This window comes from Tahibacter caeni, from assembly GCF_024609805.1.
Lineage (GTDB): Bacteria > Pseudomonadota > Gammaproteobacteria > Xanthomonadales > Rhodanobacteraceae > Tahibacter > Tahibacter caeni.
In genome coordinates this window covers 1-19,931 of sequence record NZ_JANFVR010000062.1, presented here as the reverse complement: position 1 = coordinate 19,931, position 19,931 = coordinate 1, and the positions used below count along the sequence as shown (strand labels likewise).

Below are 19,931 nucleotides of genomic sequence, written 5' to 3'. Positions count from 1 at the left end.
GGGTGCTCCAGCACCATCCGAACCGCTCGCTCCCGCACTTCCGGAGAGTGTCTCTCTGACTTCTTCTTCATGGCTCCATCCTCTCAAAGGAAAGAGCCTCCGGAAAAGCCGGGGCGGTTCACTTCAGCCACCAGTTCGGCGACCTCGGAGTAATTGAGGAAGTCCACATGGTTTTCAGCATCTGCCCACATTTCCCCTCCCGGCGCATCGCTGAGCACTGTCGTCAGACCAGCTGTTCTCTCAGGGAGAACGCCGGCCGACGACTGGCACACCATAACAATGCGGCGGGGAACGGCGCCTCGGAATCGGGCGCCTCAACGTCTAGGAAATGTCCGACCCAGAGCAGTACCGCCGCACATCGCTGGCGTGCGGGGTAAACGTGCCGCCACCGCGTCTCACGGGGTGGGATCAGGTTTGGTCCGGGGTGTGGTGTTTTTTCCAGCGTCGGATCGGCGCCGACGCGGTGGGCGGTATGGCTGGGCTTTCAGACGTTCTTCAAGCCTTCGGGCGAAGCTGGGAAAGTCCACTCCATACGCCGCGGCCAGTTCCCGCACGTGCACCAAGTCGAGCCCTCGGCCGCCGACTTCGAGGGCAGAAACCCACGTTTGCGGGCGATCCACGCGCGCCGCGGCCTCCGCTTGAGAAAGGCCCGCCTCCAACCTGAGGTCCCGAAGCAGCCCAACGACCACGGCGTACTCCGGGGTGTGCAGGGAGGTCCTTTTCATGCCGCCGACTCGCTTGGTGGGTCGGCAGGTTAGAAGTCGATAACGGCGTACCTGAAACCGGCGTTTGTACCTGTTCATCGGGTTACGGCATCCTTGACCCCGAGCACCCGCGAGGGCGAGGACGATGGGCAGAACGGAAGAAGAAACGGCCGCACGAACGGCGTGCGGCCGGGGCACCAACCGGGAAACGCCGGGATCAGGGGAGTGCCGACCGGGCGCATTCGTCGGCGAGCCAAAGCCGGACCCGCGGCAGCCAGTCGGCCGCCGCGGGCCCCACGGCTTCGCCACTAAAAAGGGCCGCCTTGAGGTCGGGGGGAATGGCCTCGGGGGAAATGGCGGCCAGGACGCGGCGAAGCTCGGTGCCCAAGCGCTCGGAGGGATCGAAGCCCGGGCGGTGCGGCGCAGCAGCCTCGGCGACCAAGGAAACGAGGCGCTGGACGGTGAAATACACGTCCGGCGCTCAGGGATTCGGCTCGACCTCGATGCGGTCCTTCACCGAGGTTACGCCGCTGACTTTCCCGACCTCACGGACCACCGCGTCCCGGGCTTGGCGGGTGCGCGCCGTGCCCGTGAGGGTAGCCACCCCATCGGCGATGCTGACCTCGACGCGGTGGTAAGGCATCAAATCGTCGGCAGCGAGCCGGCGCCGAGCCAAGGCCTCAGTGAGTTCGTCGGTACTCCGGCTGTCGGCCGGGTTGCCCTGCGCCGCGGCGACGGCGGGGAAGAAAACCGCGGCCAGAAAGACCGCGAGGAGCAGGCGGACGGCCGAGGAAGCGAAGGTCTGCATGACGGTTGGACTCCATGGAGCGCCTTGAGCGGCGCACGGGAGATCGTCTGCATCCGCACCCGTGCACGGCATTCCCAAATGGGACTTGTTGCCAACGGAGGGGCCACACATGGACGCTGAGCACTGGCTGGTGGGTGCCTTGTTCGAAAACCTCACGGAGACCGACTGGGCGAATGCGTTCCTCGCTGGCGTGTGCGAAGCGACCCGCAGTCCGGCGGGCGCCGTGCTTCAGGTGGACGTCGCCTCGCGGAAGCAAACCCTGCCCGCGTACTTCGGTCAGGGTCAGGCAATGGCGGTGGCCTTCGAGCAGGAACACGCCACCAGGAATCCGTGGCGCCCGGTCGATGAGTCCAAAGGCCCGCCACCGGGCTCGGTCGTGGTGCCCGACGATTTCCTGCCCCTTTCGTCGCTCCGCCGGACGGAATTCTGGGCCGACTTTTTGCGGCCGATGGATGTGGACCACGGCGGCGGTTTGATTGGGTTTCGTTCGCAGGAGCGTGTCGTCAGCCTGACGTTGCTGCGGTCGGCCCATGCAGGCCCCTACGACGCGCGGGAACGTGCGTGGCTGCACCGCGTCGGGCCACATTGGGTCAACGCCTGTCGGCTGCGAAACCGCTTGGCTCCCGCCGATCGCAACGGCAGCGACGCCGCCCACGCGCTCGAAGTCCTCAGCACAGCCGTGTTTTTCCTCGATCACGCAGGGCAGTGCACACGCTGGAACGCGGCGGCGGACGCCCTCCTCCGCGAAGGTTCCCTCGTACGGCTTCGGGGTGGCCGGTTGGTCGCCGCCTCGCCCGGTTCGGGTTCGATGATTCTGGCTGCAACGGGGCCGACGGTGTTTCGCCGCAAAGACGGCACCGTGGCCGGGCACGCGGCCACGCACCCGCTTCCGACCGGAGCGGCGTTCGGCGGCGCCCGCGCCGTCGTCTTCGTCGAGCCGGTACGCGCGAGCCGGCCCGTGGACGTCCAGCAGGCCCTACACGCGGCGTTTGGGCTCACACCCAGGGAGGCCGAGCTGGCCGTGAGGCTGGCGGATGGCGAGGACTTGGCGGCGGTCGCCGAAGCGATGGGGATTGCGGTGGGAGCCGCCCGGACGCGCTTGAAGACGGTTTTCGGGAAGACCGGGGCGCGGCACCAGGCGGGCGTCGTCGCAATGGTGGGGAGCCTGCGGCGTGTCTGCACCAAATTCCCGCCAGCAAATAGCGGCCCGCCTATTCCGTTTAGTTCCGCTGCCGCCCCGTCAGAAAAACGATAAACTCATCACACTTCGTCTTCAGGGGGCGGGTGGATGGCATCGAGCGGCGCGGATTGGCTTCATGCGGAATCTGGCATTGCGCTTCCCCTGGAGCCCGTTCACGAGCCCCGGTTACCAAGCTTGGTGAACGGGGTAGCCCCGGCGCTTCTATCTTCCCCAAACCTGCTCCCGGGTCGACTGAAACCGAGGCGGTTGGTACACGATCTGCGCGCACAGTTGTCGCAACTGAAGCCTGCGCCCGTGCCCAGCGCACCGCCACCAGGCTTGCCTGAATCGTTGCCGCCACAAGAGCAACCCGCCGACAGCAAGGAAGCCTCGATAGCAGGTCCAGCTCTCGCCAGACGCAGACAGTCGGCACCTCGCAAACGCCGCTCCGCGTCGTCCGCGTACGAGCCGCACGGTCGGCCCACGGCTGAAACGGCTCCTCAGCCGGGAAGCACCAAACCCGCGGGAGCGCCCCTGCTGTCGCGCAGGATCGTGCAAGTGTCCGGCATGCTTCACCCGACAAAAGACGGCGCCGAAATGAGCGCAGTGCGAGCACGAACCATGCTGCTCGACTGGCTAAAAGAACAAAAGGTAAAAGTTCCAGCCGAGGCCTACGATGGCCAAGGATTCGAACTCGATGAGACCACCACCCGTCATCCCGTATCGGTCGAGGTGGGAGGGGAATGTTGGGCGATGCAGTTCGACAAGCCCGAAAAGAACCGACCGAGTCGGGTATGGCGGACCGAAGCTGTGCTCTATACGAAAGAGCGCGCTTTGGTGGGAATCAGCCTAACCCTGCTCGATCCAAGTGGTGTGGAAGATTACAGAGGATCTTCCATCCCACGAATCATTCGCACCATCACTGACAAAATAGGTCTGTGGGACGACGGCGCCGTGCTGTCCGCCGTGCCAAGCCGGATGTATTCGAAAGGCGATGCAGACAGGCTCGTTCAATTGCTGGAGCAGCCGGCCCGGTCTCGCGCGGTGGTAGTGGTATCGCGCGCAGAGAACGGAGCGTCGCTGCTCGACCCGGATAACTTGGCAGGCCGGCTAGCCGGGGTCGCCCACATCGTGGATCTCCACCCATTGGCAAGTAGGGAACTGACGCGGCGATTAGGCAGCAGCTTATCGGTGTACGGCCCAGCGGTTCGGGTATACCGCCCAGGTTTCAATGCGGATTCTGCCGCCACATTTCATCATCCGCTGTTTCTTTCAGATTCATGGCGGCACCGAATTCATGCGCTCAACATGCGCATCGACGAACTGGCAACAGAGGAAACCGCTCGGGCCGGCGAGGAATCAGTCCCCACCTTCGCGACGGTGCGTCGATGGATTGCGGATCGTCGGGTCAAAGAGGCTCGGGATTCGGCCGAGTCGAATTCCGTTCAACTGATGGCGCTTGTCGAACAAGAAAATGCACGTTTGAAAGAGGAACTGAAAGAGGTCTGGAATCAAGCATTCGTTGCGGACCAAGAAACCACCGCAGCCAAGACCCTGGTAGCGGAACACGAAGAGCACATTCGGCAACTCAAAACCCGCATACGCTGGCTTGATGAGCGGGTGAGTTCCCTGACGAAATCTTCCCAGGGAGAGGTGGTAACCGACGAAGTTCCCGACACATGGGACGACCTGGAAGATTGGGTCAACGAACGGCTCGGCGGAAAAGTATACGTCCTGCCCGCCGCGGCAAAGGCCGCCCGCCGATCTGCATTCGAAGACATTCCGTTCTGCTATCGCGTACTGCGCATGCTGGGCGACGTCTACCAGCCCATGCGGAGCGCCAGCACACCGGAAAGAAAGCAATCGTTCGATGAGGCCTGTGCCGACCTGCGCGTGGAAATATCACCGGTGGGCGTTGCCGTTTCCTCACATCGAACGAAAGATTCCTACCGGGCACTGTGGAACGGGCAGCGCGTTCCACTGGACATGCATGTAAAGGGTTCAAACTCGCGGCGCCAGCAGGACGGGTTCCGCCTCTACTTCTACTACGACGAAAACCAAGACGCGGTTGTCGTGGGGAGCTTCCCGATTCATCTGGACAGCACGTTGACGTAATCGTGCCCGAGCATCGGGACCAATACCATGGCTCTTGCCGCTACCGAAATATTTGACCGATTGGCCTCCGCGGTCATCGACCTTCTTCGGACTGATGAGGTGCGCTACGCCAACGCGGGCGAACGCCAGGTTGTCAGTGAACTGTTCGTCCGAATGCGCCCACTCTTCCCCGAGTGGACCGTGAGCAACGAGTACGATCGCCGGGAGCAAGAACAGAAGAGGCTTCGGCATCGAATTCCCGAGACCGGCGTTGATAGGGATGCACCCATCACGCCCGACATCATCGTCCACCGAATCGGCAAGAGAGAAAACTTACTGGTCATTGAGGCCAAGCGGCACATCAACAAAGACCGCGAAGGCGACGTTTGGAAGCTGAGCGGCATGACCACACTGGCCGGACAGTACGGATATGCGTTGGGTGTGCACCTGATTCTGAACGTTCCCGCCGGAACAGTGGATGCGTGCGACGTCTACGTGGACGGCGCTTTCGAGCCAGCGCTCACAGCCCAGTTGGCGGGCAAGCTGCCGCGCTGAGCGGAATCACTCGAAAATTCTCGCAGTGCTCGGCCATTCGGAAAATCATCTTGGCCATACCATAGCCAACGAGAACGAGTGGCGAACTTGCCTGTAGCCCTCAGCTTCCAAATCGCTCAAGCACGGCCCCATTACTTCATGGGGAAAGATTACTCAGTACTCCGTCCCACCACACCTTGTAGGGGCTGTTCCTCGAAGGCTGGAAACTCGCCAGCGTGGCGATGTTTTTCACCACCCCCGGCAACGCAGCTGCATTCGATGGATTCAGGGTCGCCCAATTCATGAGCAGGTGAATCGACGACACGCTCGGGACCGACAGCTTGGCCGCCGCATTCAACGCCGGCCGGTCGTCCGAAACGAAGGTAAGCCCTCTGTGGTTTGCAATGGTCAGAGACGCAGCCTCACCGTCATCGATCTCGGTTGTAAGCTGCGTAAAGGTGGCGATCTCGTTCGGCCCCGAAAGGGCCAATACGGCAAGCGGATACTGGCTCATCACGGTTGCTCGGTCGATGGGCGTGTTTTGCAGCGACCCATCGGGCTGCTGCACCCTCACGTACTTGAACTCATCGAACGCCGTGTCGCTGATGGCCCAGGATCCGCCGAACGCCGAAAACTCCTGGATGCCGCCCCACCCGCAGTAAAGATTGAGGAGGGAACAGAAGTCCAAGCAGTAACCGGTCATGCGCTTTGACGCTCCTTGTGGACGACCGAATCGCTCAAACTCAGACTGATCGACGATCGGAACCCATTCGTTTCGTCCACCAGACTGGAACGGCTCGATGCGAGGTCCCTCGCTTCAACCACGGTCTTTCTCAGCAACTTCGCGAATTGACTCGTGGTAATCGACTCAGAGGACCAAGCGGCAATAGCCAGCATAATGTAACGATCCGGGAAAATCTCTACAGATTCCTTTTCGTCAAGAGATTGAAGGCCCGATTCCTCCCGAATGTCCCGCACCCGCGCACCCGTGGCCTTGATGCCGTCCCAACTGCCCTTTTTTATCAGGCCGAGTGCTTCAAGCCGGAGCACCATCGCCATCAACGACACACCAAAGTAGTCGGCCATGCCCAGAACGTCCCCAACGTTCACGTCGCCTTTTTGCAGGTAGGTATCGTGGAATCGATGCTCAACCCCAGCTGAGGGCATCAGGAAATGCGCGGCGAACGCGTCTGCGAAGCGTTCGTTTTCGGGTTTGCGCCTCATGGGGGCTAAATAATCGACGCCCGGTCGATCGCGATCAAAAAGGAAATGGCCGTATTCGTGCGCGATGGTCCACCGACGACGCGTGGGCGGATGCCCGCTGTTCACCAGGATGCAGTAACCAAAACCGTTGACGAACGCATAGAGTCCCGCCAGCTTGGAGTTCAGGCCGTCGATGAACACGTGGACCCCAACCTCGTCCAACGTCTTCCGAAGGGATCCGATGGGTTGGCGATCGCCCAACCCCAACGTTCTGCGCTGCTCGATTGCACAAATCTCCGCGAACCGTTCAACGGGTATGTTTGGGCGTGCGGGCTGGGGCGGGACAGCGGGACCACCCGGAGCGTTCATCCTGTCTTTCAAGAACAGGTAGTCGTCCACGAACTCGGTGAGTTTGGCGACCGCCTCTTCCACACCAACGTCTTCCCCTGCACTCTCAGCCGCGGCACGCAGATGGGGCGCGACCTCCGCAGGCGGCGAACTGTGCCTCACGAGGCGGTTGAGCGTGGTGCCATACAGGTCCGCCAACGCGATCAACTCTTCTGGCTTGACCAGGCGGGTCCCTTTCTCGATCGCAATAAACGTGGGGCGACTCATGCCGAGTCGCGTCGCGGCGGCTTCTTGCGACACGCCCGCTGCCTTGCGGGCGGAAATGAGGCGTTGGACGAGGGCGTTCATACGAGATCCAATTGGTGTGCAGCAAAGCGGGGCGCGCGGATCGGTGGACCGACAACCAGACGACCGAAGACGCGCTCAACTTCTTTGGCGTGCCGGGTGTAAAGATCTTCCGCCTGTTCTCGGGGCAGATGTTGGATGCAGGAAAGAACGCGGTGCCGCTCCCACCGCGTCTTGATGCGGAGGTCATCCGCCAGCCATCGGCGTGCCTGTTCCAGGTAGGACAGCATGTAGGACGGATCGGAAGGGGCGTAGTCGTCGAAGACATCGCAGGCATAGTCCCGCACGTCTTCCAGAGCAGCAGCGGCCCGGAAGGCTTGCCGACGCTCGATGCACGCCGGACAAACCCCGCAATGACGCTTGCCCGAAACCCGGAGGGAGGTGTGGACGCACGAACGGGAGCCCTGCGCCCAGGTGATCATGCGCGGCAAAGCTATCAGCCCCCGCACCATTTCCGCCTTCGTGTGGTTGAGAAACGGCAGCTGAAACGAGAGCGGCTTTCCGAAGATCGACGACAGAAAGCGGGACACCTTGTGCAAGAACCCTGGGTGCGCGCCCCGCGTCGTCAGGCCGTCAACGAGCCCACCTTCCGTCAGCGGCACGTTGATGGCCCCGACGCCGTTCTCGAACAGCTCCACGACGGCCAGATCGAGGGCGTCTGCAACGATGCCGGCACCGCAGCAAAAGAGGAACGCGCGCGCGCGCTGACTTTGCTCCTGTTCCTTCATCATTCCCGCGACGCCCTTGTCGAAGCGTGCATGGAACGACGCGTGGTAAAACCCGGGGACGGCCTGCAGCAGCCCTTTGAGCGTCGCCAGTTGGCTGACGCACGTCTGGCGGATCGCGGACTGATGGGCGACGGTGAGCAGCAAATGCGTGTGATCCCCGTCGATGAGCCGGTTGGCAAAGCCCGCAGCGGAGTCTAGGCCCCCGCTGTACAAACTCACGCGCGTAGGGCGAACTCCTTCGAATTCGAAGGGCCGTTGAACCGAGGAGGAACGGTGAGGTCCGGCGCGGCCGCAGAACGAAACGAGCCACGTGTCGCCCGTAAGGAAGCACAGCAATTCCGTGAGCGCGTTGGCGGCGTCTTCGTGCTTCCAAAAAGCAGGGTCGAAAACTTCGAACGCCACCCGCAGCGTGCGGATGCCGCACTCGTTGTGCGGATCGCGCGGGCGTTTGTGGGTTCGATCGATGGCGTAGACACCGGCGGCAATGCAGAGCAGATCCATCGAGCGCTGGCTGGGCCGTTCAAGCAGGCCATGGAGCATGCGTTCGGCGCCGATCCGCAAGCGCTGATCGACCCCACCGCGAAGGGAAACCACGCCGTCGTCGTATCGGACCGCAACCACCTGAGGACTTTCAGCGCGCATGGGGCTGCTCCGGGCGACGGACGACGAGCGACAGCCGTGCGACGTCCTTCGGGGCGACGGCGATGCGGGGTGCAGCCCGCTTGATCGGCTTTATCCGGGCGCCCCGCATGGAGGCTTCCAGAGTCGCACTGAGCTGGACGAAGTTTTTTCCGAACTCCCTGGCCAGCGACGCCCGCAGCGCATCCTGTTCGTCCGGCGCGCAGAAACGCCGCTCGCGCTTGGCCCTGAGGGCGATCTGATCCACCAACGCATCGATCAAAAGCTGTGCGGACGTTTGGGCCACCTCGGCCGGATCGTTGCTCGGGCAAAGTTGCCCGGCGGTCAATGCCAACTTGGCCAACCGCTTCTCCGTAAACGCGGCCACCACTTCCTGCAAAGCGACGGGAGACTCTTGGGCGGCGCGCAGGAGGATCAACAACCCCGGCCCTTTGCGAAGAGCGACGGGCAACCGCCTCATCACCCCGTCGAAGTCCTCACCAGCGCATGCAACCAACTCAGCGAGGGTTGCATTCGAGTCCTTCAGCACCGCCCGGCTTGCACGCCAGCGGCTGCGGTGCCCGAAGTCCAGGATTTCGTTTTCGGCCATGATGGGACCTCCTGGACCCACTCTAGGCGTCGAGTTGTCAAATGTCAAATCTTTCGAGGATTATTTAAATAAAATGTAAAGGCGTTGGCCGCCACCCTCACGCCTCAAATCTTGGTGCAAATACGCTCATACCCAAAGGGCTCCTCGCCGGGTCGATCATCGGCCGGGGTGGCGGACTGGCCCGTTCGGAGCGCAGGGCATGCAGCGCAAAACAGCGGGCCGGATGGTCAGGCGGGATGCCGTAGAAACGGGTGGTTGAGGCGGCGTGGCTCGCGACGAGCGCCGCGGACGCGCGGCATCGACAGCATGACCCCATTGCGCGCCCGATGCACCGCGGCCCGCGTCGATCAAGGCGCCGCGGGAACCCAAGACGCGACCGCGGCGGATTCCCCTCCCGCCACCAGTGCCCGATGCGCCCCCATCCCGATGGCCCTCCTGCGCGCGGCGCAGCCGGCCGCCCGAAACGTCCCTGCCCCCCCCAGACTTGACCTCCGCACGGCGCCCAACGACCCTGCACCGGGCGCAAGCACGCCCGCGGGCGGCTCCAGCTTGCCATCCATTTATCACCGTGATAAATTTCATGACCAACCTGTGGTGCATCCGCCCATCGAGCCTGACCCCGCCGCACGGGGCGAACCGCAAGATCAAGGGCGGACCGCTCGTGGACTTGGCCGCCCTGCAGCAAGCCATTCGGGCAAGCGTCATCACGGATGGGTCCGTACTGGTGGTGAACCGCTCGTGTGACGACTACCTAGAAAAATTGGGATGGACGGAACAACACATCCTCGACTGCCTGCTGTGCGCCTCGCCCGACGATTTCCGAGGCTCGGAGTGGTGCGACACCAGTTGGGCCGGAAAACTGCCATGCGACGCCTACGCGGTCCCCTACGACGAAGCGGGCAAGCGGCGCGTGCGCGGGTCCCTTGAGTATTACCTCAAGTTTTCCATTGAAGAGGACACGCTCCGCATCCAGATGGTGCGAGCACATTTGTCCCCATGAAGGCGAAACCCATGAAGGCACCGTCGCAATACCACCGTTGCCCTGCTTGCAAGCAAGGTGAACTCGTGGAAGCCACGCGCGTGAAGACGTTTGCCCCTCACGGAACGCCCGTCGCCGTGGAGTTAAGAATTTCGCGGTGCACGGCGTGCGGCGCCGAGCTGATCAATGCCGAGCAGCGCCGAGAAAACCTCCGTCGCCTGCAAGAACGCAAGTCGGCGTATGGCAGCTTGCTGCTGGGCGAGGAAATCGTCGCCCTGCGCAAGAAGTACGGCCTCACCCAGCAAAGGGCAGCCAAAATCTTCGGGAAGGGGTTGATTGCATTCTCTCGGTATGAGAACGAAACCAGCTACCCTGATGCCAGCTTGACCAAGCTGTTGAAGCGCGCGATCGAAAACCCATCGGTGCTGAAGGCGCTGGCGGACGAAGAAGGCGTGGAGATCCCCCTGTGGCAAGCGCGCTGCAGCGACGAACGGGCCGCAAAATTGGTGCCGCTGCCTGCGTCGCCTGAGTCCGCGTTGCTCTGGGCTCGCCTGCGATCCGAACGGGAACCGGCGCACCCAAAGCGCTTTGAAATCCTGACAGCGGGCGTGCCGATTCACACCGAAAAGATGCAGCTTTCCGGCACAGCGGTGAACGACGCGTTCGTTGAGGAAATTCGAGTTTCATGAAACTCTCGCCTATCCAACTGGTGCACCTGTCCTTTCGACGCGTGAGCGTTGAAGTGGACGCCGAATACTTAAGATCCGCAGCCCATAGCAGCGCGGACGCGCACGCCTTGCTCGAAGGGGTCGTGATCAAGACGGAAGTCAGCAAAACAGCCGCCGATGAGGAGGACCCCCGCGGCACGCCCTACTTCCTCACCTTGCGCGTGCTCATCGACAACGCCCACGACGACGCTGATTCCGACCGGACGATCAGCCCCTATCGGATCGACGTGGAAGCAGGCGCAATGGTTGTGCTGGCCAAGGGAACCGACAAGCTCGGCGACCCGGACGACCTCATCGCCGTCAACGGCCCAGCACTCATGTGGGGCGCGATCCGCGAGCAGGTGGCGAACATCACGTCGAGGATGCCGATCGGCATGGCCATGCTGCCCTCCGTGAACTTCCACGACCTCAGAAAGACCGTGAAAAAAGCCGCCCACGACGAAGCAGCCGGGAAAAAGCCTGCGCGCCCGACGGGCAAAAACGAGCGCGCCAAAGCCAAGAAGCCTTAGACCGGAAACCATCCCGCCGCTGCGTTCGTGGCTCTGTCCGCCGTCGATTCAGCCGCCTGCCCCGCTACATCCGCGCGCGCCCCTCACCCCCTCCCCAGGCAGGTGGGGGCAACACGCCGTCGAGACCCTGCGCCGCGTGCCGCGCCCGCCACTGCCCTACCTCGTGCCACCCGATGCCGTCGGCCACTTCGAACACCACGCTCCGCTGGTCCTCCGACATGAGCGTCCCGGCGTTGACCAAGGTTCTCACCGCAGGCCAATTCTCCTTGAAGATGGCAATGGCGAACGGCGTGAGGCTCCGCTTTTCCCGCGCATCGACCTCGGCGCCCGCATCCAGCAACGCCTGGGCGAGAAAGCTGTAGGGCGCGCCGTCTTCGTCCGGGTCTTCCGCGACCGCGGCGGGCCAATGCAGCGCGGTCGCATCCTGCACGTCCCGGACGGACACGTCTTCACCCGCGGCCAGCAGCAGCGGCACGTAGGCCGGTGGGCAATCGCCAGCGACCGCTTCCTGCAGAACCGTGCGCTCGGCGGCCCAGGCTTCACGGGCCAGCTGCGGCACCAGCCAAGCGAGCGACGGGCCCTATCTCGATGCCTCTGGGGCGCAGCCTGGCGGAACAACCGGGCCTCCACCAGTTCACGGCCGGCCCCAGGCCGGGCCGCGGCGTCGTTCCGCTGGTCGTAGAGCGAAAGCAAGCTATCCGCGGGCGAGGCCGCCCGAAACCGCACCTTGGTCGCTGCGTCTAGGGATGGGGTCGAAGGGACAGCTTTCGCGGCGAGGGAGGCGACCAAGGCCCGCCGCGTCCCGACCGTTGGGTCGGGGCGCCCGCACGACTACATCGGGGAACAGCCGGCTCCGCTCGCCATAACCACGATCGCTGCCCCGTCAAGGGCGGAGCAATGGCGGCGTCCGAAACCGCGACCGGGGTCGGCCCATCAGAAAACTCCTAAGACTTGGCTAAACAAGCCTCGCTGGCCAACTTCCCAGTAATAACCACCTGGTTATTCCTACAACTATGGCCAGTCGGTCCTACAGAGATTGGCCAGCCCACTTTTGGCGGACAACGCGACGCCCCTACCGCACACCTCTGGTGCGTCGGCGACCTATTCCACCCAAAGGTCTTCCTGTAGCGCGGCGGTCTCGTGGGCGCGTTGGATGAGTTCGCGTTCCGACGGGGCGTATTCGCCCCACTCGCCGTTCTTCGAGAAACGGCCGGTAGCGATGAAATCCCCGTACCTCACCCAGAGCGCTTCGGTGAGCTCAGGAAGATTCGACGGCGGAAGGTCGGGGAACAGGCCTTGGGTAACGTACAGCGTGTTGCGCCGTTTGGCCTCGCTGTAAAACGCATCGGCTGCCGTCAATGGCTCGTTGCCCGCCGACAGAAGCGCTACCGTTTCATCGATGGTGTAGCACGGCTTGATCAGCAGGTGGCGGTCTTCCGGCATCTCGTCGCGGATGGCTTCCAGAAGCCGGTGAAGGTCGCCCTTCCCCACGCGCGCTGACGTTCGTGCGCTTTCTTTTGGGTTGCGCAGGGCACCAAGCAGAAACGGCCAAGTGGGGCCATACTTGGTCTTCTGCCATTCTTTGAGGATGCACAGCCAAACGGGCATCGGGAGAAGCCCCATCGCGCCCACGCAAGGGGCGTCCTGCTCCTAGTGTCGCATCACGATCCAACAACGGCGACGGTCCACAGTGCTGAAGCGAGGCGTCAAGATGACGGCGCCTCTCCCCGCAACGACGGCCCTTTCAATTCCAGCAGGTTCGCCCTGCTGACCAGCCGGTCCACGATCCCCTTCGCCACCGGCCCACCGCCGAGCCAGTTTTCCCAGTCCACGACCGGCCGGCTGGAGCACACCACAAACGACGCCTTGCCGTCGCGCTTCAGAATCAACTCTTCCAGCCGCGCCACACCGTGGGCGTCCAACGGGTGGTGCGCCCACCGGTCGAGGACAACCAAATCAGCGCGGGTCAGATCCGCGATGAAACGGAAGATGCGGCCGCTCTGCTCTTCCTCGTAGAACTGCTGCAGGAAACCGCCCACTTCAAAGCAGCGGACTTTGAATCCCGCCATCACCGCTTCGTTCGCCAATGCGCTCGCCAGCCAGGTCTTCCCGCGGCCCGTCTCCCCCGTCAGCAGCAAATGCCTTTTCTGCTTCAGCCATTGCCAGCTCTTCAGTGCCTCCACTACGCTGGGGGTCAGCCCCCGCCCCGGCTTGAAGTTAAGATCCTTCCACCGGGCCGACGACACGAAGGACTGTGCTTGTCGCGTTCCTTTGTGTAAGACGGAGTCCGCGCGTTGCGCCTCTTGAGCGGCGAGGAGTTCGGCCATGCGCTCGGTGAACGAACGCTCATCGAGTGCGGCTTCTTGGCGTTCCCAGTGCTCGGCCATGGCGGACAGCCGCAGGCCGCGCAGGCGATCGCCAAAAGAGTGAGCCGTGGGCATCAAGACCTCCTACAGACAGAGCGGGAGCGCCGGCTGTTTCGGGAAACAACCGGAACAAGGGGCAAGTCGGTCGGCGCCGACGCGTGAGGCCGCGCCGCGGCCTTTCGTTTTGCGCTGCGGCGCAGCTTCGAATTAATCGAAGGCACTGCGGGACCAGCCGGAGCCGCACCGAGGCCCACAGGTGTATCGACGTTTTTCGGCAGAGAGGCCAGCACGCGCTGGAACGTGCTCGGCGTGGGCGAATGCATCGCCAACGCGCGTTCCGCAGCGGCCTCAATGGCCACGGGCTGCGAGCCACGAGCCATCGATTTAATGGCGTCTGCTTTCAGCTGCCCCTGCAAAGGCACTTTCCGTTCGAACTGCGCTTTCACCAGTGCGTGCGTGTGCACTCCCACGGCCTCGGCCCACGCCAGCAGTTGCGCCGGCGTCCGGTCCAACTGCTCCCGATGCGCCGGGGGCATGTGCTCGCGATTCGTGGTTTGCCCGGCTACCTCGGTGCTGCGCGGGTGGCGCACGGACGGGCAGTCGTCGCAATCGATGACGACCTCGCCAAGGGTCGTGCGCGGGTAAGCGGTACGGCCCACCCAGTTGTGGGGCACCGAATAAAAGTGCCCCGCGACCTTCACGTGGTAGTCCGACGGCACCTCCACCGGCGTGGCAAATTCGACGTACTCGAAGCGCTGCGCCGGAAGCGGCAGCAAAGCCGGCTTGTCCACGCGCTCAAACACCTCCAGGCGCGAGCCGGGCTTCTTTTGGAAGCGCTTTTCGTTGACCTGTTGGACGCGCCGGACCAGCAGGGTGTTCAGTTCGGCGAGCGACGCGCAGCGGTTGTGCCGGAGCAGCGGCAGGAACGCGCGTTGCATCAGCTTCACGGAGTCCTCGACCTTGGCTTTGGCCTTCGGATCGTACGGCGGTGCCGGGTGGACCGCCGACCCATACCACTCCGCCAGCTCCAGATAGGTACGGTTGATGACCGGGTCGCGTCCCGCGCGCGACACCCCCGCCCTGAGGTTGTCGCAAACGATGATGGGGGGAACTCCGCCGTAGGCCTCCAGCATCCTCGTGGTGGCCTCGACAAAGTCGGGACTCTGCTGCGTCATCGAGCACCAGGCGAACACGTATCCCGAACGTCCCAGTGCTCCGACGAATAGCTCCACTTCCACCTTCACTCCCTGTTCGTTGAAAAACCATGGTCGTTTTCCACAGTAGTCGACAAACGCCTTCTCGCCCGGCACCAAGTCCTGCCGCATGGTGCGGCGGGCGCGCTTGCGGTGGGCGGCCCACTGCGCCGCCACGCGCGAGTACGACAGGGTCTGGGCGGGCTTCGCCGCGCGCGCTTCCTCCCAATAGGTCCACAGCGTCATACCGGGGTGTTCCAACGCCTGCGCGATCTCGGCGAAATCCGGCCTCGCACTGGGGCGTCCCGGATTCCCCGGGCGCCAGAAGGCTTCGCGAAGTTCTGCATCGGTCATGCCCGAGACGACGGCCCAGTTCCACCCTTTGTCGAGCGCGCGGTTCTTCCAGTTCTGCACCGTGGACTTTCTGTCGGGATGGCCAAACACTGCAGCGGAAATCGCGCGCGAACTGGCCGTCGTGGTCAACGCGCGCTTCAGGACCCTTCGCAGTAGAGTCATAGACGTCATCGACGCACCTCTCCTGGCACGGGCTGACGGGCGGGCTTCGAAGCGCGGGCCGTCGGCAAAGCGATGGCCCCCTGCGGCCGTCGGCGCACGCACAGCAGCGAACGTCCGCCACGGTGCCGACGACATAACTCGGCAAAGTGAGCGAACTTGATCGCGTGTTTGCCCTTGTCTTTGGCGTACGTCCGCCACGCGCTGCGCAGCGACTCACCGCGGGCCAGCGCGGCGTCCACCGCCTCGAAGTCGGGCCGCACGCGATCGCCCCACGTGCGGTAGGTCGCCAGCAGGCTCCGGACGACGTCGCCGCCGTCGGCGTCCTTGCCTGCCTTGTTCAAGGCGGCCTGAAGCACCCCGCGGCAGCGGCGCACGGTGGACCGGGTCGCTCCCGTCTCTCTCGCCAGGGACCGAACGGAACGGCTGGGGTCTTGGAGGAAAGCCAAAAGTGATTGATGGAAGGTCATAGTCCTTTGATCCGCTAAGGAAAATTGGTTTCCCCGCGTAAGGCGGGGCCAAATCGGCGGACACAAGCCCCCGTCCGGCACCGCATCGGGTGCCGGGGATTGCTTGACTCACGGGGAGAAAGGGCTAAGGTGCGGGTGGGAATGCTGTAGCCCGAACCACGACGCCGCCGAAGGTTGCACTTCGGCGGCGTTGCTCTTTCTGCGGCCGCCAGGTTGTTGACGGGCGCGCTACATGGGACCGTCCCGCGCCCGATAAGGCCCAGAGGCGGCCGACACCGCCCTCTCTGCTACGTCCGCCCACGCACGGGCGTGTTCCCGACGCAAGGCCGGGAGGTGTAGCTGGGTGGCGAACAGAGGGCACAGAATGAGCAAGTCGAGGGGGCCGATGCTTGAAGGGAATCCTTCATGACCCTAGCGGCCAATCGGAGTCCGTCAAGCTGACCCGGGGCGAAAAGAGCAGACGAATCCGTCGATTAGCGAGCATTTTACGAGCTAAGTAGCTGACCCGTAACAGTTTTTTGAAGCCGTCTCTCGCAAGAGCATGCGGCGGCGCCCTTCCCCCATTCTGAGCCAGGCGCACACCGGTCAGAGAGGGGTCAAAGACGCGGACGCCGCCGAGGGGGACTGGGCATCGCCGCCGATGCGCCAGCCACGACCAGGTCGGCAGGCGCGCGAGGCGCCACGTCGGGCGCCGGTGTAGGGAACGGTCCTTGGGCTGGCCCGTCGTCCGGTAGCGGCACTAGGCGCCGGCGTTCGGCCTCCGCTGCCTCCCAAGCCCGGCGCGTCTCAGCGACCGCCGACCCGGCCTGCGCAACCGCCCTGTTCGCCCCCTGCTCTCCGTGTTCGGCGGCCGCAACGGCGGCCCGCTGCGCCCGGCGCTTCTCGGCCCACTGACGGCGGGACAGCGCGCGCCAGACCGGTGGCGCGGCCTTGGCCCCTTCGTCGGCCGCCCGCTGCGCTTGCGCCGTCTTGACCGCCGCCTTGCCTCGGGCAGTCCGCGCTGCGCCCTGGGTGGCGCGTGCCGCCTCCCACGCCTCGCGGGCATCAAGCGCCCGCCGCACCGCGGCCATCGCCCCAGCGTCTTGCAGGTAGCGGCGCAGGGCTTCCGCGCTGGCCGCGGAATACCGCAGGGCGGCGATGTACCCCTTCAACGAATCGTCGCAACTCCGGGCCGTGTCCTGGAGACCGGCGCTATACAACGCCGCGTTGGCGGCGGAGGCGCGAAGGCTCTTTTGAACCGCGGTGGCTTGCGCGTTCAGCAGGCGGGCGTCGCGCCCGGTTGCACTGCGGCCGACTTCCACGGCACCGCGGGCACCGGCCACGGCGATGCGGACCTTCGCGGGTGATGGAAGCCTCGCGCCAGGGAGACTCAGCGGCCGGGCGGTCGCTGCACGCGACTGCTGGTTCCACAACTCGGCGGCACGCGCGCGACTGGCCGCGGTGAAGGCCATATTGTGGTGCGATATGTTTAGGTTCTCCTCGGCCTTCGGGCCGCGCTCGCCGCGTCGAAGGGCCGCGGTCGCGGCGCGGCCCAGGTGCCTATGGGGTTCGCGCACCAGGTCGGCCACCGCCTCCACATCGCCGCGCGCCGCTGCTGCCCGTGCACGCGCGGCCAGCGAACGGGAGTCCACGTGCGTCTGCAGGCCGGCGTTCGTCAGCGCCTCATTGGTGCGGTCGGCGACGAGCGACCGCAGCGCCGCAAGTTCTTTGGGGCCTTGCTGCCGGTCGTCGAGCACCCGGACTTTCTGGGCGAATCCGTCAGGCCCAAGTTGCCGTGTACTCATCAAAAGATGGGCGTGGAAATTTCGTTGGTCGCCGCGTGCGTCCGGGGCATGCAGAGCGGCCAGCACCACACAGCCATACCGGGCAACGATGTCGCCGGCAATTTGACGGGCTAGGTCGGCACGAGCGGTTTCGGAAAGTTCGTGGGGAAGCGCTACAACGAAGTCCCTTCCAACGCGAGCGTTGCCCCGCACCTCGGCTGCCTCAATGGCGTTCCATACCTTGCCGATGTCGGTGGTCCATGCAGGCGCATCGGCAGGGACGACCATGCGGGCGTCCAAGACACCGGCTTTGCGGCTGAAGTCGTGGAGGTCGCCGGTGCGCTCGTCTGTGAGCCGCAGCCCTGCACGGTAGGCGGCCGCCCCGACGGCACTGTGGCCGGCGGCGCGGGAAACGGGGGTGAGGGTGGCGTGGAAGATGGCCAAACGAGCCTGCGTGGAGTCCTGCTGCCTCTGACAGTAAGTCGCCTGGAAGAGAGCGCAAGGCATGCAGCCCCCCCCCCTTCAGCGAAACCGACGGACTGAAACGTTCCAGCGTGCGGCAGGGATTTTCTTGGGAATCCTAATTTGCCGCGCGCCCGGAATTTCCCGCGCGCAACTGCAAGGAGTTTTTCAAATGCTGAACTACGAAACAGAACACGATGACGCGGTCTGCGCCGCCCGCAAACTTCTCCGGGTGTTCATCGCCAGCGGACGACGGGCGGGCACCGGCATGCCCATGCACTCATTGTCGATAAAAGCGCTGGGGATGCCGAATGCGGACCTGGGATATCGAACGGCCATTGAGGCGGGCTGGCTCACTCGGACCGATAACTTCGTGCTGATCTCAGAGTTCGGAACCATTGAAGCCATGAAACACTGTTGTTGATGTAGATGAAAAAACGGGCCGCTTAGCGGCCCGTTTTTTCCTACTGTCTGGTGCTTTACAGGCTGGATCAACGACTATTTCTGTCGCGGCCTGACTTTTGGCTTCTGAATTGGCTGCAGCCCTTTTGCAGCAGCTCGCTCCTCCGCCAGAGCCGTACGTATTTCACGCGAACGCACAACGACAGCCTGCTCGATAACCTGAGGGGAAAGCCGGCGGAGTCTGGAAAGGTCAAGCGCTTTCATTAGGTTTACTCTTGGCAATTTCTAGCATTGCCTCCAATGCCTTGCTCCCTGATGATAACATGAACCTCATCGGGAAGCCACACCCGAATTTCTCCCACGCCGCTACTCTTTCCGGTGTCGTCATGAAATCAGACACCTTTAGCGGCATTTGTGTCAGGCCAAGGTCGGCCAGGACGCCGGGCTCAAAACGCTTCAGCACGTCCTCCGGAACCTGCCCGTCGTAGCCCAACTTGGGCCATACAGCATATCCGCTGTACTCGCCTCCGCTCGCTCCAACAGCATCAGCGATTAAATGCGAAAAGCCCAGACGATAAGCAGCCTCTACCTGCAGAGCCAAAGCACATCTTCCAATACCACGGCCCTGCCAAGCTTCCTCCAAAATGAAAGAATCGTTGCCGATTACGTCAAGGACGTGCGTCCCGTCATCCTGCTGAAAGATCCGTCGCTCTATTGGTCTTTGAAGGTATGGTTCCTCGCCTTCTGAAACAGCGCCTTCGCATTCCAACAGCACACACGAAATTTCTTCGATGCTGCCATCCGGCATTACCACCATCTGCTCAGACAGCGAAACGCGCACGTGGCATCCATCCATCGCGCTGGCCAGCCTCCAAACATCGATGTCGTCTACAAATTTTCCGTTGATGGCAAGTGCCTCAAAGGGCTGTACATACTCGATGTCGACCGACTTACCCGTAAAGATAGTCCACGGATCGAAGTTGTCTTTTTCCGCTGAGGACATGTTGGCCCCTGTTCACCGGTGGCGCCGTAGGCGCGCTTGAGAAGCTTATACTTTTTTGCATGCGCGCCGACAGGCGCGGGGCCTGGGGCAACGCCCCAGCGCATTCGGGGGCCGGGTACCGGCGCCGGCAAACCACAGGTTTGCGTAATGTGCGCCATTGCTCTGCCCTGCGTTTTCGTTTGACCGCGGTAAGCGTCCGGCGAGCCCATCTTTCGGCGTTTTCCGGAAGCCCGAATGCTGGCCTCTGTTGCCGCGGAGGCACGCAGTATGGGCAGGCAGAAGTCCGAACCGTTCTGGCAGCATCACGTTGAAGCCTGGCGAGCGAGCGACCTGACGCAGGAGCAGTACGGCAGACGACACGGACTCAGTGC

At 63.5% G+C, this 19,931-nt stretch carries 22 protein-coding genes; 8 read left to right on the top strand and 14 right to left on the bottom strand.

What is annotated here, in order from left to right:
* Nucleotides 1-395: 395 nt before the first annotated feature.
* The 3 genes from NON22_RS24960 to NON22_RS08005 form a co-directional block, all read right to left on the bottom strand.
* Nucleotides 396-725: a helix-turn-helix domain-containing protein gene (locus NON22_RS24960; RefSeq protein WP_425507961.1), complete on the bottom strand. Its 330-nt coding sequence runs from the start codon at nt 723-725 to the stop codon at nt 396-398.
* A 196-nt stretch (nt 726-921) separates the two neighbouring features.
* Nucleotides 922-1,176, bottom strand: a complete 255-nt coding sequence (locus NON22_RS08010) for a hypothetical protein (protein WP_257386406.1) — start codon at nt 1,174-1,176, stop codon at nt 922-924.
* 9 nt (nt 1,177-1,185) lie between these two features.
* Nucleotides 1,186-1,512: a BON domain-containing protein gene (locus NON22_RS08005; protein WP_257386405.1), complete on the bottom strand. Its 327-nt coding sequence runs from the start codon at nt 1,510-1,512 to the stop codon at nt 1,186-1,188.
* A 109-nt stretch (nt 1,513-1,621) separates the two neighbouring features.
* Here NON22_RS08005 and NON22_RS08000 point away from each other — a divergent pair, with 109 nt between their 5' ends.
* The 3 genes from NON22_RS08000 to NON22_RS07990 all read left to right on the top strand — a co-directional run bounded on the left by NON22_RS08000 (nt 1,622) and on the right by NON22_RS07990 (nt 5,341).
* A complete protein-coding gene (locus NON22_RS08000; protein ID WP_257386404.1) occupies nt 1,622-2,767 on the top strand; it encodes a helix-turn-helix transcriptional regulator in 1,146 nt (381 codons plus the stop codon).
* Between the two features lie 483 nt (nt 2,768-3,250).
* The gene (locus NON22_RS07995; protein ID WP_257386403.1) at nt 3,251-4,807 is read left to right on the top strand and encodes a GAS domain-containing protein; all 1,557 of its coding nucleotides are present in this window, start codon (nt 3,251-3,253) and stop codon (nt 4,805-4,807) included.
* A gap of 27 nt (nt 4,808-4,834) precedes the next feature.
* Nucleotides 4,835-5,341 carry a hypothetical protein gene (locus NON22_RS07990; RefSeq protein WP_257386402.1) on the top strand — a complete coding sequence of 169 codons (507 nt, stop codon included), beginning with the start codon at nt 4,835-4,837 and terminating at the stop codon, nt 5,339-5,341.
* A 136-nt stretch (nt 5,342-5,477) separates the two neighbouring features.
* On the opposite strand, the gene NON22_RS07985 is transcribed toward NON22_RS07990, so the two are convergent.
* From NON22_RS07985 to NON22_RS07970, 4 genes are read right to left on the bottom strand one after another with little or no spacing between them, the layout of a single operon-like run.
* Nucleotides 5,478-6,023 (bottom strand): hypothetical protein, encoded by a 546-nt coding sequence (locus NON22_RS07985; protein WP_257386401.1) that lies wholly within the window; start codon nt 6,021-6,023, stop codon nt 5,478-5,480.
* The gene (locus tag NON22_RS07980) at nt 6,020-7,219 is read right to left on the bottom strand and encodes a helix-turn-helix domain-containing protein (protein ID WP_257386400.1); all 1,200 of its coding nucleotides are present in this window, start codon (nt 7,217-7,219) and stop codon (nt 6,020-6,022) included. The genes NON22_RS07985 and NON22_RS07980 overlap by 4 nt, the downstream gene beginning before the upstream one ends.
* Nucleotides 7,216-8,586 (bottom strand): 7-cyano-7-deazaguanine synthase, encoded by a 1,371-nt coding sequence (locus NON22_RS07975; protein ID WP_257386399.1) that lies wholly within the window; start codon nt 8,584-8,586, stop codon nt 7,216-7,218. Before NON22_RS07975 ends, NON22_RS07980 begins: the two co-directional genes overlap by 4 nt.
* Nucleotides 8,576-9,172 carry a hypothetical protein gene (locus NON22_RS07970; protein WP_257386398.1) on the bottom strand — a complete coding sequence of 199 codons (597 nt, stop codon included), beginning with the start codon at nt 9,170-9,172 and terminating at the stop codon, nt 8,576-8,578. Before NON22_RS07970 ends, NON22_RS07975 begins: the two co-directional genes overlap by 11 nt.
* A gap of 580 nt (nt 9,173-9,752) precedes the next feature.
* Here NON22_RS07970 and NON22_RS07965 point away from each other — a divergent pair.
* Genes NON22_RS07965 through NON22_RS07955 form a run of 3 tightly spaced genes read left to right on the top strand, consistent with a single transcriptional unit; the run spans nt 9,753 to nt 11,388 of the window.
* Entirely contained in the window at nt 9,753-10,172 is a 420-nt protein-coding gene (locus NON22_RS07965; protein WP_257386397.1) for a hypothetical protein, read from the top strand.
* A gap of 11 nt (nt 10,173-10,183) precedes the next feature.
* Nucleotides 10,184-10,840: a type II TA system antitoxin MqsA family protein gene (locus NON22_RS07960; protein ID WP_257386396.1), complete on the top strand. Its 657-nt coding sequence runs from the start codon at nt 10,184-10,186 to the stop codon at nt 10,838-10,840.
* Nucleotides 10,837-11,388: a hypothetical protein gene (locus NON22_RS07955; protein ID WP_257386395.1), complete on the top strand. Its 552-nt coding sequence runs from the start codon at nt 10,837-10,839 to the stop codon at nt 11,386-11,388. Before NON22_RS07960 ends, NON22_RS07955 begins: the two co-directional genes overlap by 4 nt.
* A 64-nt stretch (nt 11,389-11,452) precedes the next feature.
* Here NON22_RS07955 and NON22_RS07950 read toward each other — a convergent pair whose 3' ends face one another.
* The 6 genes from NON22_RS07950 to NON22_RS07925 form a co-directional block, all read right to left on the bottom strand.
* A complete protein-coding gene (locus NON22_RS07950; protein WP_257386394.1) occupies nt 11,453-11,947 on the bottom strand; it encodes an ankyrin repeat domain-containing protein in 495 nt (164 codons plus the stop codon).
* Between the two features lie 542 nt (nt 11,948-12,489).
* Complete coding sequence (locus NON22_RS07945) at nt 12,490-12,996, bottom strand: hypothetical protein (protein ID WP_257386393.1); 507 nt, start codon at nt 12,994-12,996, stop codon at nt 12,490-12,492.
* Between the two features lie 98 nt (nt 12,997-13,094).
* Nucleotides 13,095-13,829, bottom strand: a complete 735-nt coding sequence (locus NON22_RS07940) for an ATP-binding protein (protein WP_257386392.1) — start codon at nt 13,827-13,829, stop codon at nt 13,095-13,097.
* Nucleotides 13,829-15,430: an IS21 family transposase gene (istA, locus tag NON22_RS07935; protein ID WP_257386391.1), complete on the bottom strand. Its 1,602-nt coding sequence runs from the start codon at nt 15,428-15,430 to the stop codon at nt 13,829-13,831. The genes NON22_RS07940 and istA overlap by 1 nt, the downstream gene beginning before the upstream one ends.
* Nucleotides 15,431-15,468: 38 nt before the next feature.
* Nucleotides 15,469-15,930 carry a hypothetical protein gene (locus tag NON22_RS07930; protein ID WP_257386390.1) on the bottom strand — a complete coding sequence of 154 codons (462 nt, stop codon included), beginning with the start codon at nt 15,928-15,930 and terminating at the stop codon, nt 15,469-15,471.
* Nucleotides 15,931-16,526: 596 nt separating this feature from the next.
* Nucleotides 16,527-18,137 carry a MobA/MobL family protein gene (locus NON22_RS07925; protein WP_257386389.1) on the bottom strand — a complete coding sequence of 537 codons (1,611 nt, stop codon included), beginning with the start codon at nt 18,135-18,137 and terminating at the stop codon, nt 16,527-16,529.
* A gap of 190 nt (nt 18,138-18,327) precedes the next feature.
* Between NON22_RS07925 and NON22_RS07920 the strand changes: the two genes are divergently transcribed.
* Nucleotides 18,328-18,579 (top strand): hypothetical protein, encoded by a 252-nt coding sequence (locus NON22_RS07920; protein ID WP_257386388.1) that lies wholly within the window; start codon nt 18,328-18,330, stop codon nt 18,577-18,579.
* Between the two features lie 228 nt (nt 18,580-18,807).
* On the opposite strand, the gene NON22_RS07915 is transcribed toward NON22_RS07920, so the two are convergent.
* The gene (locus tag NON22_RS07915) at nt 18,808-19,560 is read right to left on the bottom strand and encodes an aldo-keto reductase family protein (protein ID WP_257386387.1); all 753 of its coding nucleotides are present in this window, start codon (nt 19,558-19,560) and stop codon (nt 18,808-18,810) included.
* Between the two features lie 234 nt (nt 19,561-19,794).
* On the opposite strand from NON22_RS07915, the gene tnpA reads away from it, so the two are divergent.
* The coding region (gene tnpA / locus NON22_RS24955; RefSeq protein ID WP_425507962.1) for an IS66 family insertion sequence element accessory protein TnpA at nt 19,795-19,931 on the top strand (137 nt) is incomplete at its 3' end.

Bases quoted from the DNA above. Each gene is read 5' to 3' on its own strand.
- NON22_RS08005 (WP_257386405.1), bottom strand. From the start codon at position 1,512: ATGCAGACCTTCGCTTCCTCGGCCGTCCGCCTGCTCCTCGCGGTCTTT.
- NON22_RS08000 (WP_257386404.1), top strand. From the start codon at position 1,622: ATGGACGCTGAGCACTGGCTGGTGGGTGCCTTGTTCGAAAACCTCACG.
- NON22_RS07940 (WP_257386392.1), bottom strand. From the start codon at position 13,829: ATGCCCACGGCTCACTCTTTTGGCGATCGCCTGCGCGGCCTGCGGCTG.
- NON22_RS07930 (WP_257386390.1), bottom strand. From the start codon at position 15,930: ATGACCTTCCATCAATCACTTTTGGCTTTCCTCCAAGACCCCAGCCGT.
- NON22_RS07975 (WP_257386399.1), bottom strand. From the start codon at position 8,586: ATGCGCGCTGAAAGTCCTCAGGTGGTTGCGGTCCGATACGACGACGGC.
- NON22_RS07990 (WP_257386402.1), top strand. From the start codon at position 4,835: ATGGCTCTTGCCGCTACCGAAATATTTGACCGATTGGCCTCCGCGGTC.
- NON22_RS24960 (WP_425507961.1), bottom strand. From the start codon at position 725: ATGAAAAGGACCTCCCTGCACACCCCGGAGTACGCCGTGGTCGTTGGG.
- NON22_RS07980 (WP_257386400.1), bottom strand. From the start codon at position 7,219: ATGAACGCCCTCGTCCAACGCCTCATTTCCGCCCGCAAGGCAGCGGGC.
- NON22_RS07965 (WP_257386397.1), top strand. From the start codon at position 9,753: ATGACCAACCTGTGGTGCATCCGCCCATCGAGCCTGACCCCGCCGCAC.
- NON22_RS07955 (WP_257386395.1), top strand. From the start codon at position 10,837: ATGAAACTCTCGCCTATCCAACTGGTGCACCTGTCCTTTCGACGCGTG.
- NON22_RS07960 (WP_257386396.1), top strand. From the start codon at position 10,184: ATGAAGGCACCGTCGCAATACCACCGTTGCCCTGCTTGCAAGCAAGGT.
- NON22_RS07915 (WP_257386387.1), bottom strand. From the start codon at position 19,560: ATGTCCTCAGCGGAAAAAGACAACTTCGATCCGTGGACTATCTTTACG.
- NON22_RS07970 (WP_257386398.1), bottom strand. From the start codon at position 9,172: ATGGCCGAAAACGAAATCCTGGACTTCGGGCACCGCAGCCGCTGGCGT.
- NON22_RS07985 (WP_257386401.1), bottom strand. From the start codon at position 6,023: ATGACCGGTTACTGCTTGGACTTCTGTTCCCTCCTCAATCTTTACTGC.
- NON22_RS07920 (WP_257386388.1), top strand. From the start codon at position 18,328: ATGCTGAACTACGAAACAGAACACGATGACGCGGTCTGCGCCGCCCGC.
- NON22_RS07945 (WP_257386393.1), bottom strand. From the start codon at position 12,996: ATGCCCGTTTGGCTGTGCATCCTCAAAGAATGGCAGAAGACCAAGTAT.